This is a genomic window from Micromonospora sp. BL1 (assembly GCF_003667485.1).
GTDB classification, from domain to species: domain Bacteria; phylum Actinomycetota; class Actinomycetes; order Mycobacteriales; family Micromonosporaceae; genus Micromonospora; species Micromonospora tulbaghiae.
This window is the reverse complement of the sequence record NZ_RCVK01000361.1, coordinates 1-12,381: the sequence shown is the minus strand read 5'-3', so window position 1 is coordinate 12,381 and position 12,381 is coordinate 1. Positions and strand designations below refer to the sequence as shown.

Here is a 12,381-nt window from a genome sequence, read left to right as displayed (position 1 = left end):
GGGCGGCCGGTGCGGGCAGGGCGGGGGTGAGGCGAAGGGCGAGAGTGGATCGCCGGGCTGGAGCGAGGGCGGGGCGGCAGGGGAACCTGCCCGCCGACGGACGAGCGCGGCGACGGGCGCGAGACGACGCTACGGGCGCGAGGCTGGCGACAGATGCGAGACGGCGAGACGCGCCACGAGCCCACACCGCGCAACCGGACGCGGGACAGCGCCACGAGTCCACACCGCGCAACCGGACGCGGGACGCACCACGGGGCCATTACCGCGCCTCGGACGCGAGGTGAAGTCACGGCAACGCTGGTGTCAGTGCGGTTTGGTGGCCGCCAGGGCCAGGACGTCGGGGACGGGGCCGGAACCGGACTCCACCACCCGGGTCAGCCGCAGTCCGGCGGCCGCCACGGCGTCCAGCAGTCCGGCCAGGGGCAGGTGCCAGGCGCCGACCCGGGCCCGGACCCCGACCGAGTTCCACGAGCGGACCGTGTGCTCACGCGAGGCGTACCCGCCGTCGATCACGATCCGCTCCGGTTCGGACCGGTCGGCGAACGCGCCGACGAAACACGGGTGCACGCCGACGTGCACCAGCCGGCCGCCGGGCGCCAGCACCCGCGCCGCCTCGGCGACCGCCGCCGGGTAGTCCGGCATGTCGGTGTGCGAGAGCACGCAGACCACCGCCGGCACGGCGCCGCCGGCCAGCGGCAGCGCGGTCGCGTCGGCCCGGGCCACCGGCAGCCGGGCGCGGGCGTGGCGCAGCTGCCCGCCGGACAGGTCCACCCCCACCGGTGTCCACCCGAGACGGCGCACCTCGGCCGCGTGCGCCCCGGTGCCGCAGCACAGGTCCACGCACCGGCCCGGCCCGTCGCCCAGCAGGTCGGCCAGCACCGACCGGACCCGGTCCATGTAGACCGACGAGGTCTCGCTGGCGTACTCCTCGTACCAGTCGGCGATGTCGTCGTACAACGGGGTCGTCATCTCCGCACGCTAGCCCCGTACCCGGGTCCGCCGCTGCCCCGCGTACGCCGCGGCGATCGGCTACGGTGCGGTCATGATCTGGGAGGAGCTCGACGCGCACCTGGACAGGGTGCCCGGCATCGTCTCCGCGTACGTGGGCCGGCCCGGCGCGCGCCCCACGTGGACGCGGCGGGCCGACGCCACCCACTACGCGGCGAGCACCATGAAGCTCGCAGTGCTGGTGGCGCTGTTCCGCGCCGCCGAGGCCGGCCGGCTCGACCTGGACGCGCCGGTGCCGGTGCGCAACTCGTTCGACTCCGCGCTGTCCGGCGCGCCCCGGTTCGCCAACGACCGCGACTACGACAACGACGAGGCGGTCTGGGACCGCGTCGGCGGCGAGGCGTCGCTGCGCTGGCTCGCCGAGCGGATGATCGTCCGGTCCAGCAACCTGGCCACGAACATCTGCATCGGCCAGGTGGGGCTGCCCGCCGTGGCGCAGGCGTGGGCGCTCGCCGGGGCGCGGCACAGCGTCACCGGCCGCGGCATCGAGGACTTCGCCGCCCGCGACTCCGGCATCGACAACCTGGTCACCGCCGCCGACCTGGCCGCACTGCTCGGTGAGCTGGCGCTCGGCGCGACCCGGCCCGGCCCGCTCGCCTCACCGGCCGGCTGCGCCGCCATGCTCGACGTGCTCGTCGCGCAGGAACACCGCGAGGACCTGGCCGCCGGGCTGCCCGACGGCACCCGGATCGCGCACAAGAACGGCTGGGTACGCGGCGTGCGACACGGCGCGGGCGTGGTGTTCCCGGACGACGCGCCGCCGTACACGATCGTCGTCTGCACCACCACCGACCTGGCCGACGGCGGCGCGGACGGCGAGGTCGAGGACGACGCCTGCCGCCTGATCGCGCACGTCTCGGAGCGGGTCTGGGCCGCCCGGCACGACCTGGCCGGCTGACCCGGCTACTCCAGCAGCCGCTCGCGCAATGCGGCGCGGTCGGCGTCGGTCACCCCCAGACCGTCCCGCAGGTACGCCTCGAACGAGCCGTGCGCGCGGCGCACCTCGTCGTAGGCGGCGTCCAGGTATTCCGGGCGCACCTCCAGCAGCGGCCGGGCCACCGCCGGGTCCAGGTCCGGCCGGCGCTGGATCATCGCCGACAGCAGCACCTCGCGCAGGCTCTCGGTCAGCTCGTTGTGCACGAGGTAGTCGGCGCGGATCGCCTCCTCCTCCACCCCCAGCGCGGTCAGCAGCACCACCGACAGCCAACCGGTCCGGTCCTTGCCGGCCGAGCAGTGGAACAGCAGCGGCAGGTTCGCACCGTCGGCGGCGAGCCGCACCGCTTCGCCGAACCCGGCCCGCGCCGACTCACCGGTGACAAACCAGCGGTAGATCGCCGTCATCGCCCCCGGCATGCCCTCGCGGGCCAGCGCCGCGTACGCGTCCAGGTCGTGGCCCTGCAACACCGCCGAGACGTACGTGAACACCGGGTGCGCCGCGTCGTAGACCGGCAGGTGCACGGTGCGGGGCTCCCCCACCAGCCGGTCCGGCGGGGCCACCGCCTGCTCGTGGACGTCGCGCAGGTCCACCACGCACGCCGGGCCGAGCTTGCCCAGCACCGGCAGGTCCTCGTCGGTCAGCCGGCCCAGCGCGGGCGTGCGGATGAGCCGTCCCGCCCGTACCCGCCGCCCGTCGGTCGTCGGCAGTCCACCCAGGTCACGCGCGTTCGGCGCGCCCACCAGCTCCCATTCCCGCCCGGCCATCGGCCCTCCCCTGCTCGGTGCCAGTTGGCTATAGGGTGCCCCACATGACGATCGCCGCGGTACGCACCCACCGGCTCTCGGCCCCCTTACACACCCCGTTCGTCACCGCGCTGCGCCGCACCACCACCGTGGACACGCTGGTCGTGGAGGTGATCGACGGCGACGGGCGCTCGGGTTTCGGGGAGGCGCCGCAGGTCTGGCAGGTCACGGGCGCGTCGGTGGCGGGCGCCGAGGCGTGCGTCCGCGAGATGCTCGCGCCGCTGCTGATCGGCCGCGACGCCGACGACCTCCAGGCGGCCTGCGCGCAGGTGCGCCGCGCCGTGGTGGGCAACGAGTCGGCGAAGGCGGCGGTCGACGTGGCGCTGCACGACCTGGCCGCGCGGCGGCTCGGCGTACCCCTGGTGCGTCTGCTCGGCGGCACGGCGCTGCGCGTGCCGACCGACGTCACGCTGGCGGCCGGTGACGCGGTGGACCTGGCCGCGACGGCGGCGCGGCGCGGCGCCGAGGGGTTCACCGTGCTCAAGCTCAAGGTCGGCACGGACGCCCGCGGCGACCTGGACCGGGTCCGTGCGGTGCGGGCCGCGGTCGGGCCGGACGTGCGGATCCGGCTGGACGCCAACCAGGGCTGGACGCCCCGGGAGGCGGTCCGGGTGATCCGGGCGATCGAGGACGCGGGGCTCGACGTGGAGCTGGTCGAGCAGCCGGTGCACCGCCGCGACCTGGACGGGCTGGCCTGGGTCAGCGACCGGGTGGACCTGCCGATCCTGGCCGACGAGTCCGTCTTCGACGTGCGCGACCTGGTCGAGGTGATCCGGCGGCGGGCCGCCGACATGGTCAACGTGAAGCTGGCCAAGTGCGGTGGCCTGCAACCGGCCCGCACGCTGCTCGACCTGGCCGCCGCGCAGGGCATGGGCACCATCGTCGGTTCGATGATGGAGGGGCCGGTCGGGGTGGGCGCCGCGGCCAGCCTGGTCGCCGCCTACGGCACCACGGCCGTGTCGGACCTCGACGCCGCCTGGTGGCTGGCCTGGTCGCCGGTCGCCGGGGGCATCCGGTACGAGGGCGCGAGCGTGCTCCTGCCCGACGCGCCGGGGCTGGGCGTCACCGGGCTACGTGAAGCTAAGATTCAGACACATGCTTGAGGATCGTCAGAATTTTTCATATGGTCGCCCCGACGACCACCGCAGAGAGGGGTACGCGTGGCGCCTCAGCCCGGCCGCCGGGCCGTCGTACGGGTACCGGTGGCGACCCTCTGGACCGCGCCCGAGGCGGTACGCCCGATCGACTGTCCCGCCCTCGCCGGCTCCCCCGACGTCGCCGCCTGGATCGCCGGCATGGACCGCGACCAACTCGTCGGTGACTGCGTCCTGACCCAGCTGCTGCTCGGCGAGCCGGTGCGCGTCACCGAAACCCGGCCGGACGGCTGGGTACGGGTGGTGGCGCTGGGCCAGCCCGCGGCGAAGCTCGGCGCGGACGGCTACCCGGGCTGGCTGCGGGCCGCCCACCTGGCCGATCCCGCCGACGCCGGCCCGCCCTCCACTCATCCGGCCGATGCCGGCCCCGCGCTGTCCGGCACCGCTCCGGCCGGGCCGGCCGCTACCGGCCCGTCCGGTCCTGGCCCGTCCGGTCCCGGTCCGTCCGGCTCCGGTCCGTCCGGCTCCGGTCTGTCCGGTCCTGTCCCCGCCGGTACCGGTTCGGCCGGTTCCGGTTCCGGTCCGGCCGGCACCGGTTCGGCAGCCGACCGGCCGCTGACCGTCGACGTCGCCCACACCGCGTTGCGCGCCGGGCCGGACGGCGACGCGGCGCTCACCGGCGTGGTCCTCGGCACCCGGCTCACCCCGGCCGGGCCGGCGGTGGACGGCAGGCGCCCGGTCCGCGTACCCGGGCGGCCCGAACCGCTCTGGGCCACGGAGGACGACCTGGTGCCGCTGCCCGCCGAGCGTCCGGAGGCCGAGAAGGTGCTCGCGGTCGCCGAGCGGCTGCGCGACCTCGTCTACGTCTGGGGCGGCATGTCCACCGACGGCATCGACTGCTCCGGGCTGGTGCACCTGGCCTGGCGGCGGTACGGGATCACGCTCCCCCGCGACGCCGACGACCAGGCGGCGGCGACCTCGCGGGTGCCGCTGGACGCCGAGCGCCCCGGCGACCTCTACTTCTTCGCCCGGCCCGGCCGGCGCATCCACCACGTCGGGATCGTGTCGGCCGAGCCGCGCGGCGGCCGGCGCCGGATGCTGCACGCCTGCTATCTGACCCGCCGGGTGGTCGAGGAGGAGCTGCCCGCCGACCGGACCGCCACCCTCGTCGGCGCCCACCGCGTCTGACCCCGGACACGCCGCGGGGCGCCCCCGGGTCGGGAGCGCCCCGGCGGTACGGGTGGGTCAGCGGCGGGCCTGGGCCAGTTCCCGGCGCCGGTCCCGCGACGACTTCGCCAGGCTGGCGGCCGTGGCCACGGCCAGGGTGCCGAGGATGACAGTGAGCGAGAGCCAGATCGGGATGTGCGGGGCCCACGCCACGTGCTCGCCGCCGTTGATGAACGGCAGGTTGTTCTCGGCCAGCGCCTCCAGCACCAGCTTGACGCCGATGAAGCCGAGCACCACGGCGAGGCCGTAGCTGAGGTAGATGAGCCGGTCCAGCAGGCCGCCGAGCAGGAAGTAGAGCTGCCGCAGTCCCATCAGCGCGAACACGTTGGCGGTGAAGACCAGGTACGGCTCCTGGGTGATGCCGAAGATCGCCGGGATGGAGTCCAGCGCGAAGATCAGGTCGGTGGTGCCGATGGCGATCATCACGATCAGCATCGGGGTGAACAGGCGTCGCCCGTGTTCGTGGGTGGTCATCCGCGCGCCGTCGTAGTCGCGGGACAGCGGCAGCGCCTTGCGGCTCCACCGGATCAGCAGGTTCTCGCTGAACTCGTCCTCGTCCGGCTCGCCCTGCCGGGCCAGGTTCACAGCGGTGTAGATGAGGAACGCGCCGAAGATGTAGAACACCCAGGAGAACTGGGAGATCAGCGCCGCGCCGGCCGCGATGAAGCCACCCCGCATGATCAGCGCCAGGATGATGCCGACGAGCAGCACCTTCTGCTGGTACTGCCGGGGCACCCCGAACCGGGCCATGATGATCACGAAGACGAAGAGGTTGTCCACCGAGAGGCTGTACTCGGTGAGCCAGCCGGTGTAGAACTCCCCTGCCACGCGGCCACCCGCGGTGAGCCAGAGGACCACGCCGAAGAGCAGCGCCAGGCCGACGTAGAAGCCCACCCACAGGCTGGACTCGCGGACGCTCGGCTCGTGCGGCCGCCGGCCGATGATGAACAGGTCGGCGAGCAGGACCGCGATCATCGCGATCAGCGTTACCGCCCACACCAATGCGGACACGTTCAAATCCATCCTCCGGCAGACACGCTGCGTCGGGCACACCGTACGCCCGGGTGCGGTGCCGGGGTGCGTCGACGCTGACAGGGGTGACTGTCGGAGGTCTCTTCCGCCGGAGCCCGCGTGCCGGGTTCCGACCGACGGAGCCGGGTCGGGCCACCGGGGGTGCCGGCGCTCTTCCGTGCTGACGACTCCGTCGCGGGGGAATACTCCCCTCCTCGGCCGCCATTGTTCACCATCGCACCCGGGTGGCGCATCTCCGGGCCGCCCGTCGATGTCTCGACGTGCCGCGGCTCACGTCCCGCGGCGCGTCCTAGGAGGCTAGTCATGTGGCTGTGCGGGGCGCCGGGATGTCACCCGGGACGCACCGGCGGCGGGCCGGCATGGCAGGCTGCCAGCATGGTTCTTGAGGTCGCGCTGATCGATGTCACGCCCGGACACGAGGACGAGTTCGCCGCCGCCTATGCGCAGGCGCGGCCGATCCTCGCCGGCGCCGAGGGCTGCCGCTCCGTGCGGATGACGCGGGGCGTGGAGTCGCCCACCCGGTTCGTGCTGCTCGTCGAGTGGGACTCGGTCGAGGCGCACGACGTGAACTTCCGCCAGACCGAGCGGTTCGCGCAGTGGCGCGGCCTGATCGGCCCCCACTTCGCCGGCCCGCCGCTGGTCGAGCACTTCATCGACGTTCCGGCCTGAACTGTCGTACCGCTGTCGTAGCCTGCGCGCTGCGCGGCCACCGGTCCCGACGGTCATCGGGGGCGCCGGGCCCGGTGGTCGCGCCGCACCGACGGCGGGCCGTGCGCCTCACTCCAGCTCGTGCGGATCGCGCGGCCGGGGCACGGGCGCCGCACCGAGCCGCCGGGCCACCAGCTCGGCGGAGGCGTCCGCCGGCAGCGCCGCCGCCAGCAGCCGCTCGATGACCCGCTCGTAGTGGGTCACGTCCGCCTCGGCGACCAGCCGCAGGTCGGTCGTGAGCGTCTCCACCAGCACGGTGCGCGGGTCCTCCGGGTCCGGGTAGGAGTAGTACGAGAACGGCGCCAGTGGGTGCGGCCCGTCGCCGCTCGACGCCGCGGACCGCAGCACCCGGACGGTGACGCGGGGCCGTTCGGCGAGCGCGAGCAGATGCCGCATCTGGTCGCGCCACACGTCGGAAGGCAGGCCGTCCGGGTCGCAGACGCGCTCGTCCACCAGCGCGGTGTAGTGCGGCGGGTCCGGCCGGATCAGCAGTTCCTGGCGCGCCACCCGGGCGCGCACGTCGGCCTCCACGTCCACCTCCCCGGCCAGCGCCGCGCCGGCCGACACGCGCAGCCGGGCGTACGCCGGGGTCTGGAGCAGCCCGGGCACGAGCACGCACTGGTACTCCACGATGCGCTCCGCGCCCGCCTCCAGCTCGGCGTACGCCCGCTGGCGCTCCCCCATCTCGCCGAGCGCCTTCGACCAGCCCCGGCCGGTGGCGGCGTCACGCGCGATGACGATCAGCTCGTCGCGCTGCGGCGACGGCACCTCGTAGACGTCGAGCAGGTCGAGCACGTCGGCCAGGTCGGGCCGGCTCTGCCCCAGCTCGATGCGGGACAGCTTCGAGGTGGACGCCCAGCCCAGCCGGGCGCAGACCTGTTCGAGCGTGAGCGACTCGCGACGACGCAGCCGGCGCAGCTCCACACCGAGCCGCGCCCTCCGGACCACAGGACTTGCTGACAACGGCATGCACGCCTCCCGGGAGGGAGCGTACGCATCACCGTCACGCTCGGCAATACCTCGCCCACACAGCGCAACCGTACGGGCGACGCGGTCACGGGCGGTAGGTGCCGAACGACCAGACCAGCCCGATCAGGTCGCGCGCGACGTAGTCGCGGGAGCCGTAGTCGGTGTCGAACGGCGCCCGAACGATCTCCGCCCCGGTCGACCGGGCGCGCTCGTGATGCGCGTCGACGTCCTCGATCGCCAGGTAGACGCCGTAGTCGTCGTCGGCCGGGCGGGACCGCGGCGCCGGCCCCGGACCGAGCATCACCAGGTCGCCAGCGAACGCCAGCTCGACATGGACGACGGTGCCGTCAGGCAACTCGTGCACCTCGCGCACGGTCAGGCCGAACGCCGAACAGAGGAAGTCGACGGCGGCTCGCACGTCGGGATACCGCAAGACGGGATAGACGCTCTGCATGCCGTCAGTCTGCCGCCGGGCCGGTCAGACCGGATTGGACGAATGCGATCCAGGCCCGGTCAGCGCGGCCGGAGTGGCACCGGCGAACTCGCGGAACTCCCGGATCAGGTGAGACTGGTCGTAGTAGCCCCACCGGGCGGCCCGCTCCGCCCACCCGGTGTCGTCCGGCACGGCGTCCGCGGTGAGCAGCGTCCGGCCCAGGCTCGCGTACGCCCGCTCGAAGCGCAGCAGGCGGGCGACGGTCTTCGGCGGCAGGCCGAACTCCCGCCGGAACCGGACCGACAGGTGACGGCGGGACCAGCCCACCTCCCCGGCGAGCGCGGCCACGCCGACCGCTCCCCCGCTGCCGTCCAGGCGCCGCCAGGCCGCCAGCAGGTGCGGGTCCACCGGCGCGGTCGACGCCAGCCGCGCGACCAGGGCCGCGTCGAGCCGGGCGAAGCGCTCCGGCCAGCCCGGCTCGCCGGCCAGCTCGTCGCGCAGCCGGGCCAGCCAGCCCGCAACCGCGTCGACCGGCACCGCCCGGTTGGTCAGCTCGGCCAGCGGCAGCCCGAGCAGGCGGCGGGCCGCCGGGGCGGTCAGCAGCACCTGCACCCCGGTGCCCGTCCCGGCCGTCCGGGTGGCGCACCAGCCGTCGAACGGACCGGCCAGGAAGGCGTTTCCGGCGCATCCGCCCCGGTCGGGAGCACGCGGGTCGGTCACGTCCAGCGGGTCGCCCCAGCCGAGGATCAGCACGACGAACGCGCCCGCCGCCTCCCGGCGCACGAACGGGACGGGCGCGTCCTCGCGGTAGCCGAGGTAGCGGTCCACCCACTGGCGCAGCCGCGGGTCGGGCCGCCCGGTGACGGCCTCGGTCAGCATCGCGCCGCCCCGGCCGTCGCGCCGGTCACCGGACCCCGGCGGCGTCCATCCCGCGCAGTTCCTTCTTGAGGTCGGAGACCTCGTCGCGGATCCGCGCGGCCAGCTCGAACTGCAACTCGCGCGCGGCGGCGAGCATCTGGTCGTTGAGCTCCTGGATGAGGTTGGCCAGGTCGGCCCGGGCCATCCCCTCGCGCGACGGGGTCGCGGCGGCGCCCCGGCGGCTGCGCGTCTCCTTGACCGGCGCCTTGCCCCGGGACAGCTGCCGCACGGCCCCGCCGACGTTGCTGTTCTCGGTGTCCTCCGCCTCGCGGTAGATGTCGTCGAGGATGTCGTGGATCTTCTTGCGCAGCGGCTCCGGGCTGATGCCGTTCGCCTCGTTGTGCGCGATCTGCTTGGCCCGGCGCCGGTTGGTCTCGTCGATCGCGCTCGCCATCGACGGCGTGATCTTGTCGGCGTACATGTGGACCTGGCCGGAGACGTTACGGGCCGCGCGGCCGATGGTCTGGATCAGCGACCGGCCGCTGCGCAGGAAGCCCTCCTTGTCGGCGTCGAGGATCGCCACGAGCGAGACCTCGGGCAGGTCGAGGCCCTCCCGGAGCAGGTTGATGCCGACCAGCACGTCGTAGTCGCCCTTGCGCAACTCGCGCAGCAGCTCGACGCGGCGCAGCGTGTCGACCTCGGAGTGCAGGTAGCGCACCCGGATGCCGTTCTCCAGCAGGTAGTCGGAGAGATCCTCGGCCATCTTCTTGGTGAGCGTGGTGACGAGCACCCGCTCGTCGCGCTCGGTACGCAGCTTGATCTCGTGCATGAGGTCGTCGATCTGCCCCTTGGTCGGCTTGACCACCACCTCGGGGTCGATCAGGCCGGTGGGCCGGATCACCTGCTCGACGAACTCGCCCTGTGCCTGCTCCAGCTCCCACGGGCCGGGGGTCGCGGAGAGGAAGACCATCTGGCCCACCCGCTCCAGGAACTCGTCGAAGCGCAGCGGCCGGTTGTCAGCCGCGCTGGGGAGCCGGAAACCGTGGTCGATGAGCATCCGCTTACGGGAGGCGTCGCCCTCGTACATGCCGCCGATCTGCGGGATCGTCACGTGCGACTCGTCGACCACGGTGAGGAAGTCGTCGGGGAAGTAGTCGAGCAGACAGTGCGGCGGGCTGCCCGGCAGCCGGCCGTCGATGTGCATGGAGTAGTTCTCGATGCCGGAGCAGAAGCCCACCTGGCGCATCATCTCGATGTCGTAGGTGGTGCGCATGCGCAGCCGCTGGGCCTCCAGCAGCTTGCCCTGCCGTTCCAGCTCGGCCAGCCGCTCACCCAGCTCGGCCTCGATGTCGCGGATCGCCCGCTCCATCCGCTCCGGACCGGCGGCGTAGTGCGTGGCCGGGAAGATCATCAGACTGTCGACCTCGCGGACCACGTCACCGGTCAGCGGGTTGAGGTAGTAGAGCTTCTCGATCTCGTCACCGAACAGCTCGATCCGGACCGCCAGCTCCTCGTACGCCGGGATGATCTCCAGCGTGTCGCCGCGGACCCGGAACGTGCCGCGCTGGAAGGCCATGTCGTTGCGCGTGTACTGGATGTCGACCAGCCGGCGCAGCAACTGGTCGCGGTCCAGCTCCTGCCCGACCTTGACCCGCACGGCCCGGTCGAGGTATTCCTCCGGCGTGCCCAGTCCGTAGATCGCCGACACGGTGGCGACCACGATGACGTCCCGCCGGGTGAGCAGCGACATCGTCGCCGAGTGCCGCAGCCGCTCGACCTCCTCGTTGATCGAGGAGTCCTTCTCGATGTAGGTGTCGGTCTGCGGGATGTACGCCTCGGGCTGGTAGTAGTCGTAGTAGGAGACGAAGTATTCGACCGCGTTCTGCGGCAGCAGCTCGCCGAACTCCTTCGCGAGCTGGGCGGCGAGGGTCTTGTTGGGGGCGAGCACCAGGGTCGGCCGCTGGAGCCGCTCGACCAGCCACGCCGTGGTGGCGCTCTTGCCCGTGCCGGTCGCGCCGAGCAGCACCGTGTTGCGGTCGCCGCGCCGCACGCGACGCTCAAGCTCGTCGATGGCAGCCGGCTGGTCACCGGCCGGCTGGAACTCACTGACGACCTGGAAGCGGCCGTCGAGCCGGGGAATGTCGAGCGCCATGACACCAACGGTACGCCCGCGGTCCGACACTTCCGGCCACGACCACGGACCGTCCCTGATCGGCTTCGATATTCCCATTGTGTGGCTCATCTCACCGGTCTACCCTCGTACCGTAGGCCGCTCGCGGCGGCCGACCGGGCAGGTGATCGCCCCTCGCGGGCCGGTCGCCCCCGGCGCCAGGGCCGCAGCACCCGGGACGACCGGCGTGCGCGCCGACGGTGGTCGCGCGCAGCGCTGACCGGCCGCCGCGAGCGCCCCTGCTCGTCACCGAAACCCCGCTCTCGCGTTCTCCACTCGTGGGGACCTCTCCCGAGCGCCGGCCGCGACGCGAGCCCGACACCGGCACGCCCCCGCCCGCCGACGAGCCGGGCCGCCAGCGCGGCGCGAGCCGCCCGCACCGGCTCTCCGCCCGTGGCGACGGCGACCAGGCCGTCCCCCGGGAACCGGGCCGGGGTCACCGTCGCGGCCGCACCAGCACACCGACCCGGCCCGCCACGGTGGCCGGCCGGCGCCGCCGCGCCGACCCGCTCGCCGGCCGTCGTCCCACGCTCACCACCCGGCCGGGCAGCGACCCGGAACTGGACGGCGCCGACGACCCGCCGGACGGGCCGGACCGGCGCCGGATCGCGCTCGCCGCGCTCGTGGCAGCCGCCGCGATCTCCGCCGCGACGCTCGTCGCCGGCCTGCTGACCTGGGCACCCCACCGGGCCGACGAGACCGGGACGGCGCGCCCGCTCACCGCCGCCGAGGCCGACCGGGTGGCCGCGCTGCGGGTCACCAACCTGCGCGACGTACGCGCCGGCGTCCGGGTCACAGTCGGGGCCGACGCCGCCCGTACCGAACTGGTCGGCTGGGTCGACTGGGCCCGCCCCCTGGTCTACCTGGACGTCGGCGGCCCGGGCGCGGGCGCCGACCGGGGCCTGGTCCAGGCCACCGCGTCCGCGCTGCTGGTGCGGCCCGACCCCGGCGCGCTCCCCACCCCGGCCCGGCCCCCGCTGGTGCCGCCGGCGGACCGGTGGCGGATGCGGGCGGCGGCCGGCGGGCACGGCCTCGGCGCGGTACGCGACCTGCTGATCGGGCTCGGCGCCGACCGGGTCGACCGGCCCGCCACCGACGGCCGGTGGCTGCGCGACGACCGGGTCGGCGGCGTCCCGGTGGAC

At 74.1% G+C, this 12,381-nt stretch carries 11 protein-coding genes and 1 pseudogene; 5 read left to right on the top strand and 7 right to left on the bottom strand.

The features are described from left to right. Positions 1-303: 303 nt before the first annotated feature. Positions 304-969: a class I SAM-dependent methyltransferase gene (locus EAD96_RS27330; protein ID WP_121686264.1), complete on the bottom strand. Its 666-nt coding sequence runs from the start codon at positions 967-969 to the stop codon at positions 304-306. A 73-nt stretch (positions 970-1,042) separates the two neighbouring features. Between EAD96_RS27330 and EAD96_RS27325 the strand changes: the two genes are divergently transcribed. Further along, entirely contained in the window at positions 1,043-1,906 is an 864-nt protein-coding gene (locus tag EAD96_RS27325; RefSeq protein ID WP_121686263.1) for a serine hydrolase, read from the top strand. Positions 1,907-1,911: 5 nt separating this feature from the next. On the opposite strand, the gene EAD96_RS27320 is transcribed toward EAD96_RS27325, so the two are convergent. After that, positions 1,912-2,709, bottom strand: coding sequence for a tyrosine-protein phosphatase (locus tag EAD96_RS27320; RefSeq protein ID WP_121686262.1), 798 nt, complete (start codon positions 2,707-2,709; stop codon positions 1,912-1,914). A gap of 44 nt (positions 2,710-2,753) precedes the next feature. Between EAD96_RS27320 and EAD96_RS27315 the strand changes: the two genes are divergently transcribed. Both EAD96_RS27315 and EAD96_RS27310 read left to right on the top strand, forming a co-directional pair. Continuing rightward, positions 2,754-3,851, top strand: coding sequence for a mandelate racemase/muconate lactonizing enzyme family protein (locus EAD96_RS27315; RefSeq protein WP_121686261.1), 1,098 nt, complete (start codon positions 2,754-2,756; stop codon positions 3,849-3,851). A 57-nt stretch (positions 3,852-3,908) separates the two neighbouring features. Further along, the gene (locus tag EAD96_RS27310; protein WP_121686260.1) at positions 3,909-5,030 is read left to right on the top strand and encodes a C40 family peptidase; all 1,122 of its coding nucleotides are present in this window, start codon (positions 3,909-3,911) and stop codon (positions 5,028-5,030) included. A 57-nt stretch (positions 5,031-5,087) separates the two neighbouring features. Here the strand turns inward: EAD96_RS27310 and EAD96_RS27305 are convergent, their stop codons facing one another. Continuing rightward, a complete protein-coding gene (locus EAD96_RS27305) occupies positions 5,088-6,086 on the bottom strand; it encodes a TerC family protein (protein WP_013287495.1) in 999 nt (332 codons plus the stop codon). Between the two features lie 390 nt (positions 6,087-6,476). Between EAD96_RS27305 and EAD96_RS27300 the strand changes: the two genes are divergently transcribed. Next, positions 6,477-6,770, top strand: a complete 294-nt coding sequence (locus tag EAD96_RS27300; protein WP_013287496.1) for an antibiotic biosynthesis monooxygenase — start codon at positions 6,477-6,479, stop codon at positions 6,768-6,770. A gap of 108 nt (positions 6,771-6,878) precedes the next feature. Here the strand turns inward: EAD96_RS27300 and EAD96_RS27295 are convergent, their stop codons facing one another. From EAD96_RS27295 to uvrB, 4 genes are all read right to left on the bottom strand, one after another. After that, complete coding sequence (locus EAD96_RS27295; protein WP_121686259.1) at positions 6,879-7,778, bottom strand: DUF5753 domain-containing protein; 900 nt, start codon at positions 7,776-7,778, stop codon at positions 6,879-6,881. Between the two features lie 85 nt (positions 7,779-7,863). Further along, the gene (locus EAD96_RS27290) at positions 7,864-8,232 is read right to left on the bottom strand and encodes a VOC family protein (RefSeq protein ID WP_121686258.1); all 369 of its coding nucleotides are present in this window, start codon (positions 8,230-8,232) and stop codon (positions 7,864-7,866) included. Between the two features lie 24 nt (positions 8,233-8,256). Continuing rightward, positions 8,257-9,090, bottom strand: coding sequence for an AraC family transcriptional regulator (locus EAD96_RS27285; RefSeq protein WP_121686257.1), 834 nt, complete (start codon positions 9,088-9,090; stop codon positions 8,257-8,259). A gap of 25 nt (positions 9,091-9,115) precedes the next feature. Continuing rightward, complete coding sequence (gene uvrB, locus EAD96_RS27280; protein ID WP_121686256.1) at positions 9,116-11,221, bottom strand: excinuclease ABC subunit UvrB; 2,106 nt, start codon at positions 11,219-11,221, stop codon at positions 9,116-9,118. A 296-nt stretch (positions 11,222-11,517) separates the two neighbouring features. On the opposite strand from uvrB, the pseudogene EAD96_RS27275 reads away from it, so the two are divergent. Beyond that, positions 11,518-12,381, top strand: a pseudogene (locus EAD96_RS27275) (hypothetical protein); the annotation flags it as partial.